Origin of the sequence: Mycobacterium sp. DBP42 (assembly GCF_005924235.1) — a bacterium.
GTDB lineage: Bacteria > Actinomycetota > Actinomycetes > Mycobacteriales > Mycobacteriaceae > Mycobacterium > Mycobacterium syngnathidarum.
The window spans coordinates 104,247-127,507 of the sequence record NZ_VCMY01000011.1 but is presented as its reverse complement, the minus strand read 5'-3'; the positions used below and the strand labels follow the sequence as shown (position 1 = coordinate 127,507).

The window sequence follows — 23,261 nt, the reverse complement described above, 5'->3', positions numbered from 1 at the left end:
TCCACCACCAAGCCCTACGCGCCCTCGGCAACCGCCTCGTCGGAATCCTCCACGGCTGCCTACGCCACCACAGCACCTACAGCGAACACACCGCCTGGGCACACCGCCAACCCACCACCCACACCCAAGCAGCTTGACAACTTACGACCCTGGGATGTCTGGAGTGGCTGTCGCCGCCGAGTGCCACTCTGGCGTGACAAAACGCGGGGGCGGGCGGCGAACCCGGCCCGTGATGTCAGGCTGGAGTGACGCTCGGGCCTGAGCGCCACTCTGGCGTGACAAAGTGACGGCCAATCGCGGGCCCGGGCACGCGTGACAAAGCGCCTGCGAAAGCGACGGCAAAACGCGTGCGGCTACGGGAGTTTGGCGACCAGATCCTCGACACTGACCCGCGGGCCGGTGAAGAACGGCGTCTCCTCGCGGGTGTGTCTGCGGGCATCGGTGGCCCGCAGGTCGCGCATCAGATCGACGATGCGGTGCAGTTCGGGCGCTTCGAACGCCAGGATCCACTCGTAGTCGCCGAGGGCGAATGCCGGCACGGTGTTGGCCCGCACATCCTTGTAGCCCCGGGCGGCCATGCCGTGCTCGGACAACATGCGGCGACGCTCTTCGTCGGGCAGCAGATACCACTCGTAGGAACGCACGAACGGGTACACGCAGATGTAATTGCCCGGGTCCTCACCGGCGATGAACGCCGGGACATGGCTCTTGTTGAACTCGGCCGGCCGGTGCAATGCCACGCTGCTCCACACCGGGTCGCTGATCCGGCCCAGCGCGGTGGTGCGACGGAAGTCCGAGTAGGTGGCCTGCAGCGCCTCGATGTTGTCGGCGTGGGTCCAGACCATGAAGTCGGCGTCGGCCCGCAGGCCGGCGACGTCGTACAGGCCGCGCACGACCACACCACGCTCTTCCTGAGTCTTGAAGAACGCCGTCGCCTCATCGGTGACGTCGGCGCGGTCCTCGCCGAGTTCCCCGGGGCTCACCGCGAACACCGAAAACATCAGGTAGCGGATGGTGGAGTTCAGTTCGTCATAGTCGAGCTTGGCCATACGCCTATCGTGCCACGCGGCTGTACACCAGTTCCGCGGCCGCCCGGGTGGCGGTGCCCACACACGCCGGCACCCCGATCCCGTCCAGATAACCGCCGGCCACCGCGAGCGTCGGGGGCAGCCCCGCACGCAGTTCGGCGACCAGTTCGCCGTGCCCCGGACCGTACTGTGGCATCGCGTCGATCCAGCGGTGCACGTGGCTGTCCACCGGCTCCACGGTGACGCCGAACAGCGTGTTCAGATCGCGTGCCGACCAGGCCAGCAGGTCGTCATCGCCGGTGTTGGCGGCCATATCGTCGCCGTACCGGCCGAACGACAACCGCACCATTTCGACATTCCCGCGCCGGCCCCACTTGCGGGAGGACATGGTGATCGCCTTGGCGTTGAGGCGCTCCCCCGCGGTCACGAGCACGCCCGATTGCTGCGGCAACGGTGTCCCACCCGGCAGCGCCAGGGCCACCACCGCCGCCGAGGCCACCCGGATACGCCGGGCCGCCGCCGCGGTGCGCGGAGCGATGTGTTCGATCAGGGCAGGCAGGTGCGGGGCAGGGACCGCCAGCATCACCGCGTCGGCATACCAACTCGCGCCCTCGTCGTCGAGCACCGACCAGCCCTGTCCCCGCCGGTCCACCCGTACCGCGGCGACCTGCGCCCACCGCACGTCGGCGCGGCGACGCAGCTCCTCCAGCAGCACCGTGTAGCCGCCGTCGACCGCACCGAACACCGGCGCGTCCGACGGTGGCGGCAACGCCTCGCGCACCGCCTCGGTGAGGCTTCGCGCCCCACGATCCAGGGCGGCTGCCAGCGATGGCACCGCCGAGCGCAGCCCGATCGTCGCCGAGGACCCCGCGTACACGCCGCTGAGCAACGGGTCCACCGACCGGGTCACCACCTGTGGGCCGAACCGGTCACCGACCACCTCGGCGACCGACGGATCAGCACCGGGGGTCCACCGCAGCGGCCGGGAGCGTTCGTCGTGGATCCGCGCCACGGTCTCGTCGTCGACCAAGCCGAGCAGCGACGACGCCTGGGCGGGAATGCCCTGCAAGGTGCCCTGCGGCAGCTGGTGCAGCCGGGCACCGCTGTAGATCAGGGGCCGGGCACCGGTGGGACTGAGTCGGCGGCCGGCCAGGCCGAGCTCGGTGAGCAGGTCCAGCATTTCGGGCCTGCGCACCACGAACGCCTCGGCGCCGACGTCGAACGGTTGCCCGCCGACCCGCTCGGTGCGCAGCACCCCGCCGAGCCGGTCAGCTGGGTCGAGCAGCGTGATGTGCGCCCGCGGGCCGGCCGCGAGCCGCAACCGGTACGCCGCGACGAGGCCTGAAATGCCGCCGCCGACAACGCAATAGCTGGCACTCACAGCGAGTGCACCAGCGTCACCGCCTCGGTGATGATGCCGGGATCGGTCGCCGGCAGCACACCGTGGCCCAGGTTGAAGACATGGCCGGCCGCCCCAGCCGCCACCGCGGCACGCCCGTCGTCGACCACGCGGCGCACCGCCGCCTCGGCCACCGGCCAGCCCGCCAGCAGCACCACCGGGTCGAGGTTGCCCTGCAGGGCGGTGCCTGCCTTGACCCGGGCCGCGGCGTCGACCAGCGAGGTCCGCCAGTCCACCCCGACCATCGTGGCCGGGGCAGTGCCCAGCGCCTCGGACATCGCCCCGAGCAGCTCTGCGGTACCGACTCCGAAATGTGTCATGGGCACTCCCGCGGCGGCCATCGTGGCGAACACCCGGGTGGTGTGCGGAAGCACGTAGGTGCGGTAGTCGGCCAACGACAGCGTTCCGGCCCAGGAGTCGAACACCTGCAGGGCGTCCACGCCGGCGTCCACCTGGGCCTGCAGGAACTCGATGGTCAGATCGGTCAGCGCACTCATCAGGGCGTGCCAGGTGGCCGGCTCCCCCAGCATCATGGCCTTGGTGCGCTCATGGTGCCGGCTGGGGCCACCCTCGACCAGGTAGGAGGCCAGCGTGAAAGGTGCGCCGGCGAAGCCGATCAGCGGCACGTCGCCCAGCTCCCGGACCAACATTTCGACAGCGTCGGTGACTGGTGAAACCTGTTCTGGCTCAAGCGGTTTCATACCCTCGACGTCGGCCACCGATCGGATCGGATGTTCGATGACGGGCCCCACGTCGGGGACGATGTCCAGACCGATCCCGGCGGCCTTGAGCGGCACCACGATGTCGGAGAACAGGATCGCGGCGTCGACGCCGTGCCTGCGCACCGGCTGCAGCGTGATCTCGCAGACCAGCTCGGGGTCGAAGCAGGCCTCCAACATGCGGTGCTGAGCCCGCAACGCGCGGTACTCCGGCAATGAGCGGCCGGCCTGCCGCATGAACCACACCGGCACACGGCGCGGGGTGCGGCCGCTCACGGCGGCAAGATACGGGGAATCGGGCAGCTCCCGGCGGGTATTCATCGGCTCCTATGGTGCCACGTGCCCGCGGGCGCAGACCGTTGCCGGTTCGTGACGCCACCACTACGGCGCGCCTGCGTCCTGTCCTGGCAGTATCCACTAGCGTCAAATGGCGTGACCTCTGCCGAACCGGCCCAGTTCCGGACGGCGGTGGCGGCGATGAATGCCACCACCGTGCGGCCGGAAATCGAGCTGGGTCCGATACGCCCGCCGCAGCGGCTGGCGCCCTACAGCTACGCGCTGGGCGCCGAGGTCCGGCACCCCGAGACCGCGATCATCCCGGAGCGCTCCGAGGGCGACGCGTTCGGGCGGCTGATCCTGCTGCACGACCCCGACGGAGCCGAGGCCTGGGACGGCACCATGCGCCTGGTCGCCTATATCCAGGCTGACCTGGACTCCAGCGAAGCCGTCGACCCGTTGCTGCCCGAGGTGGCCTGGAGCTGGCTCGTGGACGCCCTGGAATCACGTGCCGAGCACGTCACCGCGCTCGGCGGCACCGTCACGGCCACCACCTCGGTGCGCTACGGTGACATATCCGGCCCGCCGCGGGCCCACCAGCTCGAGCTTCGGGCTTCTTGGACCGCGACCGATCTGGAGTTGGGACCGCACGTGGAGGCGTTCTGCGAAGTGCTCGAGCACGCCGCAGGGTTGCCTCCGGCGGGCGTGACCGACCTGAGTTCCCGTACCCGCGCGTGAGATGACCGAAGTAGACCCAGACCCAGCCGAGCCCGACGAGGCCGAAGCAACCCCATTGCTCACCCCTGTCGACGGGGTGCCCGAAGTCTGCGTCACTTCCGGTGAAATCTCCTCTGCAGCAACGTCGCTTGCGAAAGGCAGCGGACCGTTCGCAATCGACGCGGAGCGGGCATCCGGCTTCCGCTACTCCAATCGCGCGTATCTGGTGCAGATCCGCCGCACCGGCTCGGGTACCGCGCTGATCGACCCGGTCAACCATGGCGGCTCCCCCATCGACGCGATGGCACCGGTGGCCGAGGCCCTGTCCCAGGACGAATGGGTGCTGCACGCCGCAGACCAGGATCTGCCCTGCCTGTCCGAGATCGGCCTGCGGCCGGGCAAGCTCTACGACACCGAGTTGGCCGGCCGGCTGGCCGGTTTCGAGCGGGTCAACCTGGCCGCGATGGTGCAACGGCTGCTCGGGCTGCAGTTGATGAAAGGGCACGGCGCGGCCGACTGGTCCAAACGGCCGCTCCCACCGGAATGGCTCAACTACGCCGCCCTGGACGTCGAGGTACTGCTGGAACTGCGCAACGCCGTCGCCGCTGTCCTCGAAGAGCAGGGCAAAACCGACTGGGCCGCACAGGAATTCGAGTACCTGCGCACGTATGTGGCGCAGCCCACCAGACGTGATCGCTGGCGGCGAACCTCCGGGATCCACAAGGTCCGCAATGCACAGGCCCTGTCCGCCGTCCGCGAGCTGTGGACCACCCGCGACACCATCGCCCGCGGCCGCGACATCGCCCCCGGCCGGATCCTGCCCGACTCGGCGATCATCAACGCCGCCACCGCCAATCCCAAGACCGTCGACGAGCTCATCGCACTTCCGGTCTTCGGGGGTTCCAAACAGCGCAAGAGCGCCAAGGTCTGGCTGGACGCGCTGAACCGGGCCAGGGACAACACCGACCCGCCCGAGGCCAACGACGCCCAGAGCGGCCCGCCTCCGGCCGCCCGCTGGGCCAGGCGCAAGCCAGAAGCCGCAGCCCGGCTGGAGGCCGCGCGGGCCGGCCTGGCTGAACTGTCGGAGCGCGTTTCGGTGCCGGCCGAGAACCTCATCACCCCTGAGGTGGTGCGCCGACTGTGCTGGGACTGGCGCCCCGTGGGCGACGTGGCCACCGCGGTGTCGGACTTCCTCGTCGAAGCCAACGTCCGACCCTGGCAGCGGGAGCTCACGGTGCCGGTGCTGGCCAAGGCGCTCAGCTCCGCTGACTGAGGCTCACCCGACTCGCTCGATGTGCGCCAGGAAATGCGTCAGCACGCCCTGCGGATCTTCGATCTGTGGCCAGTGCGCGATGTCGTCCGCGAGCATCACCACGTCGGGATCGGGAACCACCTCGAGATAGCGCTGCGCCATGTGTCGCCCCGAATTCGGGTCCGAAGGCCCGTCGATCAGCCGCATCGGCACCGCGGTCTCCCGCATCGCCCGTACCCAGCGATTCCGGTGGCTGTATCGATCGTCGAGGAACCGGCCGACCTTGTGCAGAACCCGCTTGCCGTCGTTGTACTCCAGGATCTGGTGGAACTTTTCCATGAGCTGTGGCGACGGCTTGGTGTTCACCCCGAACATCTCGTTGATGGTCGGCTCCACGAGCCGACGCGACAACCGGCTGCCCTGTAGCGGACTCATGATGTCGCCCAACGGCGTTCGCGACATCGCCTTCTGCATCAGCCGTGGCGTGTAGGCCTCGTTGAACAGGCCGCCGTTGAGCCAGGTGATCGATGCGATGTTCAGAGCGCCGTAGGCTTGTCCACCGAACTCATGGCGGGCCAACAGTTCCTGGCCGACCGAATCCCCCAGGTCGTGCGCAAGGATGTGGGCGTCGCCGACTCCGAGGTGATGCAGCAGCGCCTCGTGCATATCGGCGTGATCGCGCACCGAGTACTCGTAGGCGACCGGCTTGTCGGAGAAGCCCATTCCGATCATGTCCGGCGCGATGACCCTGAACCGCGCGGTCAGCGTGGGCCAGACCAGCGACCAGTCGAACGAATTGAACGGATAACCGTGGACCAAAAGAAGATTCGGCCCGGTTCCCTCGACCCGGTAGAAGATGTCGAAGCCAAGGTAGTCGAAGACCTGCCCGGCGGTCTTCCAGCGCTGCAATTCGGCGTCCATGTCTGCAACCTAGTTGAGTTCCGATGCTCTGATCGTCCAAGACCGGCAGAAGGGCGATTTCACAAGAACGCCGAGCCTGACCGGAACAGCGTCATGGCGCCGACCACATGCCCGACAAACCCGACGACTGCTAGTCGACCTGCTGGCCGACTTCCTGCTCCCCCACGGGTGCACCGATCGCGGCGATCCATCCGGTGATCTGCCGGGCGATGTGCTGGTCGGTCAGACCGATCTCGGCAAGCACCTCACCGCGCGAGGCATGATCCTGGAAGGCCTGCGGGACACCGAGATCCCGGCATGGCACGTCGATCTCGGCGTGGCGTAGCGCCGCGGACACCGACGAGCCGATGCCGCCGTGCACGCCGTTGTCCTCGACGGTGACCACCAGTTTGTAGTCGCGGGCCAGTTCACCCAGTACCTCTGGCACCGGAAGTACCCAGCGCGGATCCACCACCGTCACGCCGATGCCCTGATTGCGCAGCCGCTCGGCGACGGCCAGTGCCATCGACGCGAACGAACCCACCGCGACCAGCAATACGTCGTCGGTCAGACCGGCCGCCGGGACGCCGAGCACATCGACGCCACCGCGCCGCTCGATTGCCGGAATGTCTTCGCCCACATCGCCTTTCGGGAACCGAAGGGCAGTCGGACCGTCGCTGACCGCCAACGCCTCGCCCAGTTCCTCCCGCAGCCGCGCCCCGTCGCGAGGGGCGGCGACCCGGATGCCCGGGATGATTCCGAGGATCGAAAGATCCCACACCCCGTTGTGGCTGGCGCCGTCCGGTCCGGTGACACCGGCCCGGTCCAGCACCATGGTGACGGGCAGCTTGTGCAGTGCCACATCCATCATCAGTTGGTCGAACGCGCGGTTGAGGAACGTCGAGTAGATCGCCACCACCGGATGCAGGCCACCCATGGCCAGGCCGGCCGCCGAGGTCATGGCGTGCTGCTCGGCGATACCGACGTCGAAGAACCTGTCGGGGAACCGATCCCGGAACACGCTCAGGCCGGTGGGCCCCGGCATGGCCGCGGTGATGGCCACGACGTCACGTCGTTTGGTGCCGATCTTGACGAGCTCGTCGGAGAACACCGACGTCCAGCCGGGCGCGGACGCCTTCGTCGGCAGCCCCGTCTCCGGATCGATGACGCCGCAGGCGTGCATCTGATCCGCTTCGTCGTTCTCGGCGTGCGCGTAGCCCATGCCCTTGCGGGTCACCACGTGGACGATCACCGGAGCCTTGAAGCCACGGGCGTGGCGCAACGCATTCTCCACGGCATGCTCGTCATGGCCGTCGATCGGACCGACGTACTTGAGCCCCAGATCGGTGAACATCACCTGCGGGGCCACCGCGTCCTTGATGCCCGCCTTGATGCTGTGCATGCACTGGTAGCAGAACTCGCCGACCACTGGCAGCCCACGCACGGCCCGGCGGCCCTCTTCCAGGAACCGCTCATAGGCCGGCTGCAACCGCAGGCCCGCGAGGTGATCGGCGAACCCGCCGATGGTCGGCGCATAACTGCGGCCGTTGTCGTTGACGACGATGACCACCGGCCGATTACCCGTGGCGATGTTGTTCAGCGCCTCCCAGCACATGCCGCCGGTGAGGGCACCGTCACCGACGACCGCGACGACGTGTCGATTGCGGTGCCCGGTGAGCTCGAATGCCTTGGCCAGACCATCGGCGTAGGACAACGCCGTGCTGGCATGGCTGGACTCCACCCAGTCATGCTCGCTCTCGCTGCGCGACGGGTACCCCGACAGGCCGTCCTTGCACCGCAGGGTGTCGAAATCCTGTGCGCGCCCGGTGAGCATCTTGTGCACATAGGCCTGATGTCCGGTGTCGAAGACGATCGGATCGTGCGGCGAATCGAACACGCGATGCAGCGCCAACGTGAGTTCGACGACACCCAGGTTGGGGCCAAGATGCCCGCCGGTTGCAGCGACCTTGTGAATCAGGAACTGACGGATTTCCTGTGCCAGATCAGTCAACTGAGACTGAGACAGGTGCTGCAGATCAGCCGGACCGCGGACCTGTTCAAGCATTCCGCCAGTGTACGCACGCATCCCGACGTCAGTCGTGCCGAGGCGCATAGACATCAGGCACGCCGTCATGGTCGGCGTCGGTGGTTTCCAGAACATGAATCCGGCGATAAACGGCGTTCCGCGACACCAGGACCACCGCGGCAAGCAGACCGGCGATCACCGATCCGGTGAGCACGGCGATCTTGACCTCATCGTCGGCGACCGGATGCTCGGCGAAGGCGAGTTCTCCGATGAGCAGCGACACAGTGAACCCGATGCCGGCGAGCAAGGCCACACCGAGCACGTCACGCCAGGCCAAGTCCTCGTCGAGGCTGGCTTTGGTGAACCTCGACAGCAGATAGGTGGTCCCCAGCACACCTATGGGCTTGCCGAGCACCAGACCGGCGATCACCCCGATGGTCAGTGGATCTCTCAGCGCGGAGGCGAATCCCGACACGCCGCCGAGGGTGACTCCTGCCGCGAAGAATGCGAACACCGGGACTGCGACTCCCGCCGACAGTGGACGCACGCGATGCTCGAAGTAGTCGGCACTGGCATGCTTTCCCAGCACAGGCACCGTGAAACCCAGCAACACGCCGGCCACGGTGGCGTGTACGCCACTGGCATGCATCAAAGCCCACGCCGCCACGGCCAGCGGCAACAACACCCATTCCTGCCTGACGCCGCGCTGGACCGCCACGCCGTACAACGCGATCGGAATCAGCGACAGCAGCAGCGGTACCGGCGCCAGATGATCGGTGTAGAAGACCGCGATGACCAGGATCGCCAGCAGATCGTCGACAACTGCGAGCGTGAGCAGGAAGATCCGTAGCGCCGACGGCAGGTGTGTGGACAGTACGGCCAGCACGGCCAGCGCGAACGCGATGTCGGTGGCGATCGGCACCGCCCAACCGCCGGCGTTTTCGGAATGACCGGTGGACAGGTTGATCGCGAGGAATATCCCCGCCGGAACCACCATGCCGCCGACGGCGGCCGCAATCGGAAGCGCGGCACGGGCCGGGTCCCGCAGATCCCCGGCGACGAATTCGCGCTTGAGTTCGACCCCGACGACGAAGAAGAAGATGGCCAGCAGCCCGTCGGCCGCCCACGCGGACACGCTGAGATTCAGGTGTAGAGATTCCGGCCCGAGCATGACCGACGACAGGTTGTGGTAGCTCTCCGACCACGGTGAGTTGGCCCAGGCCAGGGCGGCCGTCGCCGAGGCCAGCAACATCGCGCCGCCGACGGTTTCGGCGCGCAACAATTGCGAGACGCGTTGCCACTCCCGCCACGAGCCACGCGAGAGCAGGCGTCGCCCGGTCCGGTCACCTTCAGCATTCATCGGCACGCCTCCCAGGTCAGCACGAAATGGCGCCGACCAGGCTTCCCGGCACACCGATACCTAACGCTAGCAGCAGATCCGCACACAGGTGCGCCGGGCCACATCCGGGTCGTATGGTGCTGGAGTGCAAGCAGAGGACATCGCTGAGGATTTTCCGGTGATCTCCGCCGAGGCCGACGCACTCGACGCCGCTCACATGCTCGCCGAGCACCGCCTCCCCGGCATCGTGGTGACCGATACCTCCGGGCTGCCCCACGCGGTCCTGCCGGCCGCTGAAGTGGTCCGGCTCATCATTCCGCAGTACGTTCAGGACGATCCGGCTCTGGCCGGCGTGCTCGACGAGTCGATGGCTGATCGGATCGCCGAGAAGCTGCACGGCAAGACGGTGCGAGAAGTGCTGCCCAAGCATCTGATCGACGTTCCTTCCGCGCGCGCCGACGACACCATCATCGAAGTCGCCGCGTTGATGGCGAAGTTGCGAAGTCCGCTGGTCGCAGTCCTCAAGGACGGGGAGATGCACGGGGTGATCACGGCGTCGCGGCTGCTCGAGGCCGCATTGAGGCACTGATTGTCGATGGCTGCTTTCGCGATCGGCGTCTTCGTCATCGCCTACGTTCTGATTGCCAGTGATCGGATCAACAAGACCACGGTCGCCCTGGGCGGTGCGGCCGTCGTCCTGGCCTTCGGTGTGGTCGAGTCCGATGACGCATTCTTCTCACACGAAACCGGCATCGACTGGGACGTCATCTTCCTGCTGCTCGGGATGATGATCATCGTCAGCGTGCTGCGCCAGACCGGCGTATTCGAGTACGTCGCCATCTGGGCAGCCAAGCGGGCCAAGGGCTCGCCCCTGCGGATCATGATCCTGCTGGTGCTGGTCACCGCCCTGGCTTCGGCGCTGCTGGACAACGTGACCACGGTTCTGCTGATCGCGCCGGTCACGTTGCTGGTCTGCGACCGGCTCGCGATCAACGCGGTTCCGTTCCTGATGGCAGAGGTGTTCGCCTCCAACATCGGCGGCGCCGCGACCCTGGTGGGAGATCCGCCCAACATCATCATCGGCAGCCGCGGCGATCTGACCTTCAACGACTTCCTGCTGCACATGACGCCGATCGTGATCATCGTGGTGCTGGCCTTCCTCGCTGTGCTGCCGCGACTGTTCCGTGGCTCCTTCGAGGTCGAGGCCGAACGGGTGGCAGACGTCATGGCCCTGCAAGAGCGTGAGGCGATCCGTGACTCGGGTCTGTTGATCAAGTGCGGTGTCGTGCTCGGCCTGGTGTTCGCGGCGTTCATCCTGCACTCCGTCATCCACGTCGCCCCGTCCGTGGTGGCACTCATCGGCGCCGGTCTGCTCATCGTGCTCTCGCGGCTCGATCGCTCCGACTACCTGTCCGGCGTGGAGTGGGAGACGCTGCTGTTCTTCGCCGGCCTGTTCGTCATGATCGGCGCACTGGTCAAGACCGGTACCGTTGACGCGCTGGCCAGGGCGGCCACCGAGGCCACCGGAGGCAACGCCCTCCTGACGGTGATGCTCATTCTGGGGGTATCGGCACCGGTATCGGGTGTCATCGACAACATTCCCTACGTCGCGACCATGGCGCCGATCGTGTCCGGACTCTCCGCATCGATGCCCGAAATCGCTCATCCCGATTCCCTCTGGTGGGCTTTGGCCCTGGGTGCCGACTTCGGCGGGAATCTGACCGCCATCGGTGCCAGCGCCAATGTGGTGATGCTCGGCATTGCCCGCCGCGCAGGCACCCCGATCTCGTTCTGGGAATTCACTCGCAAAGGGATCGTGGTGACGGCGCTTTCGGTGTCGCTGTCGGCCCTCTACTTGTGGTTGCGCTATTTCGTCCTGTGATGAGGTAGACGATGTCGGCGGCAGCGCCTCAAACCGGCAACAAAACCACGACCCACGTGATTACGTAGGGTGTAGGCGAAGTCGATTACTCCGGGGTGCGGGTTGAGTCCATTCGATAACTACTACGCGCGTACTGCCCTGCTCGCTGCGCAGGGCAAGCGCACCCGGATGCAACGCACGATCGGGACCACGATCGTCGGGTTGAGCCTCATCCCACTGCTGGTGTTGACCAGCCCGAAGGGGCCGCACGGCAGCCTCCAGTACGTGGCGGTGGCCGTGAGCATCGGTGGACTGATCCTGGCGCAATGGTGGTGGCGGCGCCAATGGCCCAGCCGCACCCAGTCCTGGATCGTCGTGTCCATCGGCACCGCCTGTATCGCGGCGACGTGCATCCTGCTGGTCGACCCGGTGGTCGGCCTCATGGGATCCAGCGCATTGAGCCTGATCACCGCCTACACCGCCTTCCTGCACAGTCCCCGGGTACTGCACCTGACCTGGGCAGCCTCCGGTGTGGTGGTGGGCTTCCTCGCATACCGGGTGGCGCTGATCGACGCGTGGCTCGGGATCGCCGGCGCGCTGGTCGCGGTTCTGGTGATCCTTGGCACCTCCGCGCTGTGCCGGATGGCCGTCGAGTTGATCGAACCCGACCGCGTCCAGCACCCCAATGAGATCGACCCGCTGACCGGTCTGCTCAACCGCGAGGCCTTCGACATGCACACCGCCACGATGCTGGGCTCGCACAGCCGCCACGACGATCAATACCTGGTGATCGTGGCGGTCGGGATCGACGACATGGCGCTGCTGAGCGACATGGACGGCAGCCACAGCACCTTGCACGCCCGCGTCGCCGTGGCCCAGGCCATCCGCGAGACCGTGCGCCACAAAGTGCCGCTGGCCCACGTCTCCGACAGCGAGTTCCTGATCGCCGACGTCTTCAAGACCAACGACCCCTCGCCGCTGGTCAACCGGATCCGGATGGCCATCACCACCACACCCATGCGCCTGACGGCCAGCATCGGCACGGCGTGTAGTCAGTTGCGCCCGTTGACCGAGTTGCCCACTCCGCAGGTTGTCGACGCCCTGGTGGGCCTGGCCGACACCGCGATGAACCAGTCGCGGGCCGAGGGCGGCAACCGGGCCACCTACGCACACTTCCCCACCCCGACGATGGGCCCCGACGTCGGGGAGTGACCGACCCGGGTCAGCGGGTCAGCACCGCGACGCACTCCACGTGATGGGTCAGCGGGAACGAATCGAACACCCGCAACTCCTCCACCGTGTAGCCGTGGCCGAGGTAGAGCCCGATGTCACGGGCGAATGAAGCTGCCTCACAACCGATGTGGATCACGCGTGGCACGCCGGTGGCCGTCAGCGCGTCGATCACGTCGCGGCCGGCGCCGGTGCGCGGCGGGTCGAGCACCGCGACGTCGGGCCGTCCCGGCTCGGCGGACAGGGCGCGCCGGACCGAGTCGGTCACAATCGAGACCCAGGGCAAGTCGGCCAGCGCGCCACGCGCCGCACGCGACGCCCCGCGCGAAGTGTCGACGGTCAGCACGCGTCCGCCCGGCCCGACCTGTCCGGCCAGCGCCGCGGCGAACACCCCGGCACCGCCGTACAGATCCCACGCCGTCATGCCCGGCTGCAGCCCGGACCAATCGGCCACCAGCCCGCTGTAGAGGGCCGCTGCGTCGCGGTGGGCCTGCCAGAACGCCGTCACCGGCAGCATCCACCGCCGCCCGCCGACGCGTTGCACCGCCTCGTAATCGCCCTCGACGACACGCGTCGGATTCCTCGGACCGGAGGCCGGGCTGCCTTTGCGGACCGTGGCCTTCGGGCCCGACTGCACGATGTGCCGGCGACCGTCGGAGTCCAGTACCGCATGTACGTGCGCGCCCGGGGTCCAACGCATCGCGGCCAGGCCATCGGTCAGTTCGGCGGGCAGTTGTCCGCACTGTAGGTCGGTGACCAACTCGGCGCTGTGGTAGCGGTGCAATCCGGCCCGGCCGTCTGCGGTGGTGTCCAGCCGCACGCGGGTCCGCCAGCCGAGAACGTCACCGGCACCGACCGGCTCGGCTACCGCGGTCTGCTCGTCGCGCCAGGTGAATCCGCCCAGCCGCGACAGCTGGTTGGCCACCACCGAGCCCTTGAGCCGCCGCGCGGCCTCCGGCTCGGCGAACGCCAGATCGCAGCAGCCGGCACCGTGTACCCCGGCGATCGGGCACAGCGAACCGACGCGGTCCCCGGAAGCTTCCAGGACCTCGACAACCTCCGCGTGCCAATATGATCCACGCTCGTCGAATACGTTGACCCGCACTGTCTCTCCGGGCAGTGCGTAGCGGACGAACACCACTCGCCCGTCGTGACGGGCCACGCAACTGCCACCGTTGGCGGCCGGCCCTGTGGTCAGCGTCAGTTCCGTCATTCCAGGAATCCCCTACGGGCATCACCCGGGGTGGAGCGTGGCTGCAGCGCCTTCAAGCGCTCCGAGGAATTCAACTGCCACGGAACCGATGTCACCATCACATTGGGCATGAACAACAGCCGCCCCTTGAGCCGCAACGCACTTTGATTGTGCAAGACCTGCTCCCACCAGTGCCCCACGACGTACTCGGGAATGAACACCGTCACCACGGTACGAGGCGATTCCTTCGTCACCCGCTTGACGTAATCCAGTACCGGGCGGGTGATCTCGCGATAAGGAGAAGCGATCACCTTCAGCGGAACACTGATGTCGCTGTCCTCCCACTGATGCACGAGCGCACGGGTCTCGGCGTCGTCGACGCTGACCGTGATGGCCTCCAGCACGTCCGGGCGGGTGGCCCGGGCATAGGCCAGCGCCCGTTTGGTCGGCAGATGCAGTTTGGACACCAGCACGACGGCGTGGTTGCGACTGGGCAGCACGATGTCGCCTGCGTCCTCGTCCTCCTTTTCGAGCTCGCGGGCCACGGTGTCGTAATGCCGATGGATCAACTTCATCAGGATGAACAGCGCCGACATCGCCAGGATCGCTATCCACGCGCCCGCGGCGAACTTCGTCACCACGACAACCACCAGCACCGCACCCGTGGCCGTCAGGCCGATCGCGTTGATGACGCGCGAGCGCATCATGTTCCGCCGCACCGCCAGATCGGTTTCGGTGCGCAACAACCGGGTCCAGTGCCGGACCATGCCGATCTGACTGAGCGTGAACGACACGAACACGCCGACGATGTAGAGCTGGATCAGCGCGGTCACCTCGGCGCGGAAGGCCACCACGAAAGCGATGGCCGCGAAAGCCAGGAACAGGATGCCGTTGGAGAACGCCAGCCGGTCACCGCGAGTGTGCAGCTGTCGTGGCAGGAATCGGTCCTGGGCCAGAATCGACCCCAGCACTGGGAACCCGTTGAAGGCCGTGTTTGCCGCCAGCACCAGGATCAGCGCCGTCACCCCGGCAATCAGGAACAGCCCGACGGGGAAATCGTGGAACACCGCATTGGCGAGCTGCGCGATCAACGTTTTCTGGTGATAGTCCGGTGGCGCGCCGACCAGCTGTTCGAGCGGGCGTTCGGCGATCTGCACACCGGTGGCCCTAGCCAGGACGATCATGCCCATGAACAGCGTCACAGCGATCAGACCGAGCAACAACAAAGTGGTCGCGGCATTCCGCGACTTGGGCTTGCGGAATGCCGGCACGCCATTGCTGATCGCCTCGACCCCGGTCAGCGCCGCCGAACCCGAGGAGAACGCCCGGGCCACCAGGAACACCAGCGCGAAGCCGAGCACCTGTCCGTGTTCGGAATGCATTTCGAAGCCTGCCGATTCGGCGCGCAGCTCATTGCCCAGCACATAGATCTGGAACAGGCCCCAACCCAGCATGACGAACATGCCGAACATGAATGCGTACGTCGGTATCGCGAATGCCGTGCCAGACTCACGGATTCCCCGCAGGTTGATCGAGGCCAGCAACAGGATCGCCACAACGGCGAACAACACCTTGTGCTGAGCGACAAACGGAATCGCCGAACCGATGTTGGACATCGCCGATGACATCGAGACGGCCACCGTCAGCACATAGTCCACGAGCAGCGCGCTGGCGACCGTGAGCCCTGCCGTGTGCCCCAGGTTGGTTGTCACGACCTCGTAGTCGCCGCCACCCGACGGGTAGGCATGCACATTCTGCCGGTAGCTCGCTATCACGATGAGCATGACCCCGGCCACAGCAAGGCCGATCCAGGGCGCCATCGAATAAGCGGTCAGCCCGGCAACCGACAGCACCAGAAAGATTTCCTCGGGCGCATAAGCCACCGACGACAAGGCGTCGGAGGCGAACACCGGAAGGGCGATCCGTTTGGGCAGGAGGGTGTGGGAGAGCTTGTCGCTGCGGAACGGCCGCCCCAGTACCAACCGGCGCGCCGCCGTCGAAAGCTTGGACACGAGAGCCAAGACTAAGCCCGAACGCGATAAGGCGTGACAAAGCTGTAGCGTTCCGGGTGCACGGTTAGCGCAACAGCGCATTTCTGCCACCGGAAAGGAACCGTCGGGTGCGTGTAGTCGTCATGGGGTGCGGCCGAGTGGGCGCCTCCCTCGCAGACAGCCTGGCCCGGATCGGCCACGAGGTAGCGGTCATCGACCGCGACAGCACTGCATTTCACCGGCTCTCGCCGGACTTCGCCGGTGAGCGTGTGCTCGGCATGGGCTTCGACCGCGACGTGCTGCTGCGTGCCGGCATCGAGGAGGCCGGCGCGTTCGCCGCGGTCTCCTCGGGCGACAACTCGAACATCATCTCGGCCCGGGTGGCCCGCGAGACGTTCGGTGTCGAACGCGTGGTGGCCCGTATCTACGACGCCAAGCGCGCCGCGGTCTACGAGCGCCTCGGTATCCCCACCGTGGCCACGGTGCCGTGGACCACAGATCGGCTGCTCAATGTGCTGACCAGAGAGACCGAGACCACCAAGTGGCGGGATCCGTCGGGCAATGTGGGCGTCGCCGAACTTCCGCTGCACCAGGATTGGGCCGGGCACCTGGTCACCGACCTGGAAGCGGCCACGGGTGGGCGGGTGGCCTTCATGATCCGGTTCGGCAACGGCTATCTGCCCGAACCGAAAACCGTGATCCAGGCCGGCGACCAGGTGTACGTGGCCGCGGTGTCCGGGCACATCGCCGAGGCACTGGCCATCGCGGCGCTGCCGCCGAGCGAGGACCTCGGATCCGAATGACAGCCATCATCCCTGCCAACGACGATTCTCAGGAGATGTCGCGCCGATGAAAGTTGCCATCGCCGGGGCCGGGGCGGTCGGTCGCTCGATCGCCCGCGAGTTGCTCGACAGCGATCACGACGTGACGCTGCTGGAGCGCAATCCCGACCACATCGACGTCGACGCCATACCGGCCGCGCACTGGCTGCTCGGTGATGCCTGTGAGCTCACCCTGATGGAATCGGTCAAGCTCGAAGAGTTCGACGTGGTGATCGCGGCGACCGGTGACGACAAGGTCAATGTCGTGGTCAGCCTGCTGGCCAAGACCGAATTCGCGGTACCCAGGGTGGTGGCACGCGTCAACGATCCGCGCAACGAGTGGCTGTTCGACGAGAACTGGGGCGTGGATGTCGCGGTGTCGACGCCGCGCATGCTGGCCTCACTGGTCGAGGAGGCCGTTGCCGTCGGCGATCTGGTGCGCCTGATGGAGTTCCGGAAGGGACAGGCCAACCTGGTCGAGATCACCCTTCCCGACGACACCCCGTGGGGCGGACGTCCGGTCAAACGCCTCGAGCTGCCACGTGACACCGCTCTGGTGACGATCCTGCGCGGGGCCAGGGTGATCGTGCCCGAATCCGACGAGCCACTGGAGGGTGGCGACGAGTTGTTGTTCGTCGCTGTCACCGAGTCCGAGGACGAACTGCGCGAACTGCTGCTGCGTCCGGAGCCGCGCTAGCCCGGCGCACGCCGCTCAGTCGTCCAGGCTGCGGCTGGAGTCCTCGGCGTGTACGGCGCGTTGTGCGGCCCGGATGGCCAGATAGGTCACCAGCGCCGCGACGGCGGTCAGCGGCCAGCCCATCGCGATCCGCGCGAAGCCCAGCCAACCCGTCTGATCGGAGTCATAGAGGTACTGCTGCACCAGGAACCGCGACGCGAACACCGCGACCCAGGTGAGCGTGGCGACGTCGAACGCCAGCACTGCTTTACGGACGTCGCGCCAGGCCCGGTCGTGGGTGTTGACCCAGCCCCAGATGTAGCCGACCACCGGACGGCGGATCACCACCGAGACCGCGAACAACACGGCGTACAACAGTGAGCTCCAGATACCAAGCAGGAAATAGCCTTTCGACTCCCCCACCAGGTAGGCGATGAGCGCACTGACGCCGACGGCGAAGAATCCCGACACCGCGGGCTGCACGGATTCCCGGCGGACCAGCCGCCAGATCAGGATCAGTGTCGCCACGCCGAGCGCGGCAGCGATCGCGGGCACCAGCCCGAACATCGTCGACACCGGAACGAACACCACCACCGGCAGGGACGAGTAGATCAGCCCGCTGACGCCGCCCATCTGCTCGAGCACCGCCCGGCCGCCTCGGTGGGCAGGGGGCGACGCCGGATCACTCTCGGGGGATTGAGGGGCGCTGCCGGTGTCGTTTTCGGCCTGGCTCACTTCTGGATTTCGTAGCGGGGGTTGTAAATCGCCTTGGCGCCGTTCTCCAGCTTGCCGACCCGGCCGTGCACCCGCAGGGTGCAGCCCGACTCGATACCCGGAATGCGGCGCTGCCCGAGCCACACCAACATCACCGTGTCGGTTCCGTCGAACAGTTCGGCTTTGATGCCGCCGGAACACCCCTTGCCATTACATTCGACGCTGCGCAGGGTGCCGACCATCGTCACTTCCTGGCCGCGCTGGGCGTCGATCGCCTTGAGCGCGCCGGTATTGACGGCTTCGTCACTGAGCTCTTCGACATCGAGCTGTTCGGGGTCTTCCGTCAGGCGTCGCGTAAGCCGGCGCAGATACCCTTCGGCCGTAGCCATGGCCTCTCCTGACCTTCTGCGGATCCACTGTGAATCCGCCCAACCAACGCCACGGTAGACCTCTTGTTGACCGAATGCCACGTGGGGTACGGGTCGGCACGCCGACGATTTGACGGGGCAGGCACGATCATGTGATGAGCGTCATCCTTCGCGGTGTCCCAACCGTTTTGCTGCCCGGTACCGGATCCGACGACGACTACGTCTACCGGGCTTTTTCGGATGCGCTGCACGGCGCCGACGCACTCGTGGTGACCCCGCCGCCGACCCCGGAACGACTTGTCGCCGGTTACCTGCACGCCCTCGACGACGCGGCCCGGTCGGGGCCGATCGCGGTGGGCGGGGTGTCCATCGGCGCCGTCGTGGCGGCACGGTGGGCGTTGGACCATCCCAGCCGAACCGTGGCGGTGCTGGCCGCCTTGCCGCCATGGACGGGATCTTCTCAGCACGCCCCGGCCGCACTGTTGGCGCGGCACTCCGCCGAGCTGCTGCGCCGGGACGGGTTGGCGGCCACAGTTGCGCAGATGCGCGCCTCCAGCCCGCCGTGGCTGGCCGATGAGCTGGCCCGCTCCTGGGTGGGCCAGTGGCCGACGCTGCCGGATGCGCTGGAGGAAGCCGCCGGTTACCGCGCGCCCGGCAGTGCCGAGCTCGAACGACTCGGGGTGCCCATGGGCGTCGCGGTGGCCACCGATGATCCCGTGCATCCGGCCGAAGTCGGATACGAGTGGGTGGCCGCAGCCCCTCGATCGGCGCTGCGGTCGGTCACGCTGGACCAGATGGGGCTCGACACCGGCGTGTTGGGCGCGGCCTGTCTGGCGGCGCTGCAGGAGGCCGCCAGCGACACCGTGGCGGGTTGAGGGACTACTACCCGCCGGTGATGGTCCGCAGCTGCTGCATCGCCGAGCCCTGCACGCTTCGGCGCGCCACCGGGTCGGCCGGTGGCTCATCCTGCGGAGGCATCTGCGCCGCGGTGGTGAGCTGCTGGGCGGCCTGCTGCATCGCGGCCTGCTGCGCTGCAGCCCGCAGTTGGGCAGCCATCGGCTCGGGCAGCTGCACCTGCAGCGGTGTGCGCACCGGCATCGGCGTATCGCCGCGACGAATCACGCTGTCGGCCAACGAGGTCCGTGCCTCGTCGGCGAGGGCGTCGATGGTTTCGGGGGAACCGTTGACCACACAGCGCACCATCCAGCGGTAGCCGTCGACACCGATGAAGCGCACCACGCCGCCGTTACCCGCACCGACCACCTCGCGGCCCCACGGACCGTCCTGGATGTTCACCGAGCTGGCGTCCTTGCGCAGTGATTCGGCGAGTTCGCCCGCCACCTCACGCCACAGGCCCGCACTCTTGGGTGCGGCGTAGGCGGCGATGGTGAACCGCCCGTTCGGGGTCACCACCCACACCGCGCTGGGCGCACCGGCCTCGTTGAGCTCGACCTGGACCTGTCCACCGTCGGGCATCGGGATCAGGACCGAACCGAGATCCAGCCTGCCCTGCGTCGCCACCTCCGGATCGTCGAAGTCCTCGATGTCGAACGGGCCGTCGTCGGAACCCTCGTCGAAATCGGCCGGCTCCGCTGCGTCCGGTTGGTCGACGACCTGCTCGTCGTCGCTCTGACGAACCGGCTCGTCCGCCGATTCCTTGCTCTTGCGTTTTCCGAATGCCATCACAAACTCGCATGTCCGCCGGAGGAACCGTGGCCACCGTCGCCACGGGAGGTGTCGGCCAGGCCGGCCTCGTCGAACGAGGTCACCTCGACCAACTCGGGCAGTTCTACCCGCTGTACCAACAACTGGGCAATCCGGTCACCGCGCTTGACCACGATCGGCGTGCCGGGATCGAGGTTGATCAGCGAAATCTTGATCTCGCCGCGGTAACCGGCGTCTATCGTGCCCGGACTGTTGACGATCGAAAGCCCCACGCGGGCAGCCAGACCCGAGCGCGGATGGATCAGTCCCACCATTCCGTGCGGAATGGCCACGGCGACACCGGTGGGCACGAGCTCGCGTTGCCCGGGTGCCAGTTCGACATCGCGCGCGCTGTAGAGGTCTACGCCCGCGTCCCCATCGTGCGCCCGGCTGGGCATCGGTAGTTCGCGGTCCAATCGGACGACCGCCAGAGAGGTGGACACGACGTCACAGATTACTCTGAGCCGCGTGTCAGACACGCGCGCAACCACCCGAAGCGTTCCATACCGCGAACGGTTGTGGGTGCCTTGGTGGTGGTCACTGCCGGCTGCGGTGCTGGCAGGGGTGATCGCGTTCGAGGTCGGCCTGGCTGCCCCGGCCATTCCGGCATGGTTGCCGTACGTGTTGCTCTTCGGCGTGGCGGCGGCCGTGCTGATGTGGTTCAGCAAGACCGAATTGAAGGTGGTGCGTGACAGCGCCGGCGACACCGAGTTGTGGATCGGCGACGCGCACCTGCCGACGAGTGTGATCTCCCGGACCGCGGAAGTGCCGCGGTCAGCCAAGTCGGCTGCGTTGGGCCGTCAGCTCGATCCCGCTGCCTTCGTCGTGCACCGGGCCTGGATTGGCCCGATGGTGCTGGTTGTGCTCGACGATCCCGATGACCCCACCCCGTATTGGCTCATCAGTTCTCGTCGTCCGGATCGTGTCCTCGCAGCGCTGGGCGGCTGAAGCGGCTGAACCGCAAATCACCGCCGCAGCGGTCGTACCGCCGTCAGGCGGCGCAGTCGGTGCAGATCATCACGCCGTTCTTCTCGCTTGCCAGCCGGCTCCGGTGGTGCACCAGAAAGCAGCTGGAGCAGGTGAACTCGTCGGCCTGCTTCGGGACCACCCGCACCGACAGTTCCTCGCCGGACAGATCCGCGCCCGGCAGCTCGAACGACTCGGCCGATTCAGATTCGTCGACATCCACCACGGCGGATTGCGCCTCGTTGCGACGTGCCTTGAGCTCCTCGAGCGAATCCTCGGAAACCTCGTCTGCCTCGGAGCGTCGTGGAGCGTCGTAGTCGGTAGCCATCGTCTTTGTCCCCTCCCTTACCTTGCAGCAGAGCTTTGTACCAGCGTCGAACGCATTCCCCAAATGATTCGTGCCCGTATTGCCACACGTTTCAGTGTGATTTACATCACACTACCGTCTGAGCTCTGATGCATCAGCGAACACGTTTGCCCTTAGAGTGCACATGTGGTCGCGCAAATCACCGATGGCACAGCTTTCGACCGGCACGGTCGACCGTTCCGTCGGCGCAGTTTCGTTCCCGGCATCGTGCTCTTCGCCACGCTGGCGGTGGTGACGATGGTCGTCTGGATCGTCGCGCTCAGCCAGCCGACGGATGTGCATGAAGCCACGGTCTGCAACAACCCACCGCCGGCCACCGATCCGGCAGCACCCAAGCTCGGTGAGCAGGTCGCCAGCTCGGCGATGACAGACGTCACGCCGGCTCCGCTGGCCGAGACCCGGATCAGGGTGCTCAACGCCAGCGGACAGGGCGGCCAGGCCGGTGAGGTCGCCGGCGCGTTGCGCGATCTCGGCTTCGCCCAACCCGAGGCGGCGAACGACCCGATCTACTCCACCACGCGCCTGGAATGCCAGGGCCAGATCCGGTTCGGCCCATCGGGCCGGACTGCGGCCGCCGCGGTGTGGCTGGTGGCTCCGTGCACCGAACTGTTCCAGGACGAAAGGCCGGACGCCACAGTCGATCTGGCCCTGGGCACCGAGTTCAGCGAACTCGCCAGCAATGACGACATCAAGGCCGTGCTGGCCAGCCTGCGGCCCGACGCCACTGCTCCGTCGGATTCCGCGCTGCTGTCAAAGATCCACACCGGCACCTGCTAGCGCGTCGCACAGGGCGTCGGCAACGCCCGGCGCCGACGCAACCACCTGCTCGGAATCGGGTGTGGTGGGCAACCGCACCGTCGCCCCCGCCTCGGCGGCGATCAACGCCGCCGCGGCCCAATCCCAGACCTGAACGCCCTCCTCGTAATAGGCGTCCAACCGGCCCGCTGCGACCATGCACAGGTCCAGCGCGCACGAACCGATACGACGCACATCACGCACCGCGGGCAGTAGCTGGGCCATGACTCTGGCCTGCCGAGCGCGACGGCCGGGGTCATAGGCGAAGCCGGTACCCAGCAGCGCCATGGACAGATCCCGGACAGCGCTGCACCGCAGCGCTGTCCGCACCCCGTCACGCACCACCGCCGCACCATGGCCCAGGGCAGCCGAGTACACCTCACCGCCGGGCACGTCCGCCACGGCTCCGGCCACCGATCGCCCGTCGTACTGCACGGCCACCGACACCGCGTAGGCCGGGATCCCGTAGACGAAGTTGACCGTGCCGTCGATCGGGTCGAGCACCCAGCTCAATCCGGGGCGATCATCGCGCCGACCGCCCTCCTCTTCTCCGAGGATCGGCTCTGAGGGCCGCAACACCGCCAGCCGCTCACGTAACCACCGCTCGGTCTCGGTGTCGACGATGGTGACGGGGTCGGTCGGTGTGCTCTTCGATCTGACGGTCCGCACGTCGTCACGTACCGCGACTCCGTCGGAGCTGAACACCTCGGCGCGCCGGCGCGCGACGAAGGCGGCGGCCTCGGTAGCCAGCTGCTCGGCCACGACCCGCAAGGCGGGAGCATCGAAACTGTTGTCGGTCACTGCCCTATCGCAACATCTTCGGCCCGAAAAGTCGCTGTGCGACGGCGGGCCGGACCACACGCGGGTGCGATGTTCAGCGACTAGGGTGGGGCGCGCCTTGGTTTGTCCCTCGCCCCGTC

24 protein-coding genes and 1 pseudogene are annotated in these 23,261 nt (G+C 67.2%); 11 read left to right on the top strand and 14 right to left on the bottom strand.

The features are described from left to right. A pseudogene (locus tag E0T84_RS13835) lies at positions 1-137 on the top strand (IS110 family transposase); the annotation flags it as partial. A gap of 216 nt (positions 138-353) precedes the next feature. On the opposite strand, the gene hemQ reads toward E0T84_RS13835, so the two are convergent. The 3 genes from hemQ to hemE are packed head-to-tail and all read right to left on the bottom strand — an operon-like array spanning position 354 to position 3,467. Beyond that, positions 354-1,049 carry a hydrogen peroxide-dependent heme synthase gene (gene hemQ, locus E0T84_RS13830; RefSeq protein ID WP_070187005.1) on the bottom strand — a complete coding sequence of 232 codons (696 nt, stop codon included), beginning with the start codon at positions 1,047-1,049 and terminating at the stop codon, positions 354-356. Between the two features lie 4 nt (positions 1,050-1,053). Then, positions 1,054-2,409: a protoporphyrinogen oxidase gene (locus tag E0T84_RS13825; protein ID WP_070943977.1), complete on the bottom strand. Its 1,356-nt coding sequence runs from the start codon at positions 2,407-2,409 to the stop codon at positions 1,054-1,056. Further along, a complete protein-coding gene (hemE, locus tag E0T84_RS13820) occupies positions 2,406-3,467 on the bottom strand; it encodes a uroporphyrinogen decarboxylase (protein ID WP_070943978.1) in 1,062 nt (353 codons plus the stop codon). Before hemE ends, E0T84_RS13825 begins: the two co-directional genes overlap by 4 nt. Positions 3,468-3,578: 111 nt before the next feature. Between hemE and E0T84_RS13815 the strand changes: the two genes are divergently transcribed. Together E0T84_RS13815 and E0T84_RS13810 are read left to right on the top strand one after the other, a co-directional pair. Next, complete coding sequence (locus E0T84_RS13815; RefSeq protein WP_070943979.1) at positions 3,579-4,160, top strand: DUF3000 domain-containing protein; 582 nt, start codon at positions 3,579-3,581, stop codon at positions 4,158-4,160. A 1-nt stretch (position 4,161) separates the two neighbouring features. Next, positions 4,162-5,412, top strand: a complete 1,251-nt coding sequence (locus tag E0T84_RS13810; RefSeq protein WP_070943980.1) for a ribonuclease D — start codon at positions 4,162-4,164, stop codon at positions 5,410-5,412. A 3-nt stretch (positions 5,413-5,415) separates the two neighbouring features. On the opposite strand, the gene E0T84_RS13805 is transcribed toward E0T84_RS13810, so the two are convergent. The 3 genes from E0T84_RS13805 to nhaA all read right to left on the bottom strand — a co-directional run bounded on the left by E0T84_RS13805 (position 5,416) and on the right by nhaA (position 9,677). After that, positions 5,416-6,312, bottom strand: coding sequence for an alpha/beta fold hydrolase (locus tag E0T84_RS13805; protein ID WP_070943981.1), 897 nt, complete (start codon positions 6,310-6,312; stop codon positions 5,416-5,418). Positions 6,313-6,442: 130 nt separating this feature from the next. Then, positions 6,443-8,356: a 1-deoxy-D-xylulose-5-phosphate synthase gene (gene dxs / locus E0T84_RS13800; protein WP_070944160.1), complete on the bottom strand. Its 1,914-nt coding sequence runs from the start codon at positions 8,354-8,356 to the stop codon at positions 6,443-6,445. A 28-nt stretch (positions 8,357-8,384) separates the two neighbouring features. Continuing rightward, complete coding sequence (nhaA, locus tag E0T84_RS13795; RefSeq protein ID WP_070187011.1) at positions 8,385-9,677, bottom strand: Na+/H+ antiporter NhaA; 1,293 nt, start codon at positions 9,675-9,677, stop codon at positions 8,385-8,387. 124 nt (positions 9,678-9,801) lie between these two features. Here nhaA and E0T84_RS13790 point away from each other — a divergent pair, with 124 nt between their 5' ends. From E0T84_RS13790 to E0T84_RS13780, 3 genes are all read left to right on the top strand, one after another. Next, a complete protein-coding gene (locus tag E0T84_RS13790; protein WP_070187012.1) occupies positions 9,802-10,245 on the top strand; it encodes a CBS domain-containing protein in 444 nt (147 codons plus the stop codon). 6 nt (positions 10,246-10,251) lie between these two features. Beyond that, complete coding sequence (locus E0T84_RS13785) at positions 10,252-11,538, top strand: ArsB/NhaD family transporter (protein WP_070187013.1); 1,287 nt, start codon at positions 10,252-10,254, stop codon at positions 11,536-11,538. A 102-nt stretch (positions 11,539-11,640) separates the two neighbouring features. Continuing rightward, complete coding sequence (locus E0T84_RS13780) at positions 11,641-12,729, top strand: GGDEF domain-containing protein (RefSeq protein ID WP_070943982.1); 1,089 nt, start codon at positions 11,641-11,643, stop codon at positions 12,727-12,729. A 10-nt stretch (positions 12,730-12,739) separates the two neighbouring features. On the opposite strand, the gene E0T84_RS13775 is transcribed toward E0T84_RS13780, so the two are convergent. Further along, positions 12,740-13,960 carry a class I SAM-dependent RNA methyltransferase gene (locus E0T84_RS13775; protein ID WP_070187015.1) on the bottom strand — a complete coding sequence of 407 codons (1,221 nt, stop codon included), beginning with the start codon at positions 13,958-13,960 and terminating at the stop codon, positions 12,740-12,742. Further along, positions 13,957-15,951: an APC family permease gene (locus tag E0T84_RS13770; protein ID WP_070187016.1), complete on the bottom strand. Its 1,995-nt coding sequence runs from the start codon at positions 15,949-15,951 to the stop codon at positions 13,957-13,959. The genes E0T84_RS13775 and E0T84_RS13770 overlap by 4 nt, the downstream gene beginning before the upstream one ends. Positions 15,952-16,058: 107 nt before the next feature. On the opposite strand from E0T84_RS13770, the gene E0T84_RS13765 reads away from it, so the two are divergent. Further along, positions 16,059-16,733, top strand: coding sequence for a TrkA family potassium uptake protein (locus E0T84_RS13765; protein WP_200806128.1), 675 nt, complete (start codon positions 16,059-16,061; stop codon positions 16,731-16,733). A gap of 46 nt (positions 16,734-16,779) precedes the next feature. Then, on the top strand, positions 16,780-17,448 hold the full coding sequence (locus E0T84_RS13760; RefSeq protein ID WP_070187018.1) for a TrkA family potassium uptake protein: 669 nt from the start codon (positions 16,780-16,782) through the stop codon (positions 17,446-17,448). A 15-nt stretch (positions 17,449-17,463) separates the two neighbouring features. Here the strand turns inward: E0T84_RS13760 and E0T84_RS13755 are convergent, their stop codons facing one another. Both E0T84_RS13755 and E0T84_RS13750 read right to left on the bottom strand, forming a co-directional pair. Beyond that, positions 17,464-18,060, bottom strand: a complete 597-nt coding sequence (locus tag E0T84_RS13755; RefSeq protein ID WP_110765044.1) for a DUF3159 domain-containing protein — start codon at positions 18,058-18,060, stop codon at positions 17,464-17,466. A 98-nt stretch (positions 18,061-18,158) separates the two neighbouring features. Next, entirely contained in the window at positions 18,159-18,530 is a 372-nt protein-coding gene (locus E0T84_RS13750) for an OB-fold nucleic acid binding domain-containing protein (protein WP_019344631.1), read from the bottom strand. A gap of 134 nt (positions 18,531-18,664) precedes the next feature. Here E0T84_RS13750 and E0T84_RS13745 point away from each other — a divergent pair, with 134 nt between their 5' ends. Beyond that, on the top strand, positions 18,665-19,384 hold the full coding sequence (locus tag E0T84_RS13745; protein WP_070187020.1) for an alpha/beta fold hydrolase: 720 nt from the start codon (positions 18,665-18,667) through the stop codon (positions 19,382-19,384). A gap of 7 nt (positions 19,385-19,391) precedes the next feature. Here E0T84_RS13745 and E0T84_RS13740 read toward each other — a convergent pair whose 3' ends face one another. Both E0T84_RS13740 and dut read right to left on the bottom strand, forming a co-directional pair. Further along, complete coding sequence (locus E0T84_RS13740; protein WP_070187021.1) at positions 19,392-20,192, bottom strand: DUF3710 domain-containing protein; 801 nt, start codon at positions 20,190-20,192, stop codon at positions 19,392-19,394. Further along, positions 20,192-20,656: a dUTP diphosphatase gene (gene dut, locus E0T84_RS13735; RefSeq protein WP_070187022.1), complete on the bottom strand. Its 465-nt coding sequence runs from the start codon at positions 20,654-20,656 to the stop codon at positions 20,192-20,194. Before dut ends, E0T84_RS13740 begins: the two co-directional genes overlap by 1 nt. A 25-nt stretch (positions 20,657-20,681) precedes the next feature. On the opposite strand from dut, the gene E0T84_RS13730 reads away from it, so the two are divergent. Further along, positions 20,682-21,161, top strand: coding sequence for a DUF3093 domain-containing protein (locus tag E0T84_RS13730; RefSeq protein WP_070187023.1), 480 nt, complete (start codon positions 20,682-20,684; stop codon positions 21,159-21,161). Between the two features lie 43 nt (positions 21,162-21,204). On the opposite strand, the gene E0T84_RS13725 is transcribed toward E0T84_RS13730, so the two are convergent. After that, on the bottom strand, positions 21,205-21,507 hold the full coding sequence (locus E0T84_RS13725; protein ID WP_019344626.1) for a DUF4193 domain-containing protein: 303 nt from the start codon (positions 21,505-21,507) through the stop codon (positions 21,205-21,207). Positions 21,508-21,672: 165 nt separating this feature from the next. Between E0T84_RS13725 and cei the strand changes: the two genes are divergently transcribed. After that, positions 21,673-22,323 carry an envelope integrity protein Cei gene (gene cei / locus E0T84_RS13720; protein ID WP_070187024.1) on the top strand — a complete coding sequence of 217 codons (651 nt, stop codon included), beginning with the start codon at positions 21,673-21,675 and terminating at the stop codon, positions 22,321-22,323. Here cei and E0T84_RS13715 read toward each other — a convergent pair. Further along, entirely contained in the window at positions 22,297-23,142 is an 846-nt protein-coding gene (locus tag E0T84_RS13715; protein WP_070187025.1) for an inositol monophosphatase family protein, read from the bottom strand. The genes cei and E0T84_RS13715 overlap by 27 nt on opposite strands. Positions 23,143-23,261: the final 119 nt, after the last annotated feature.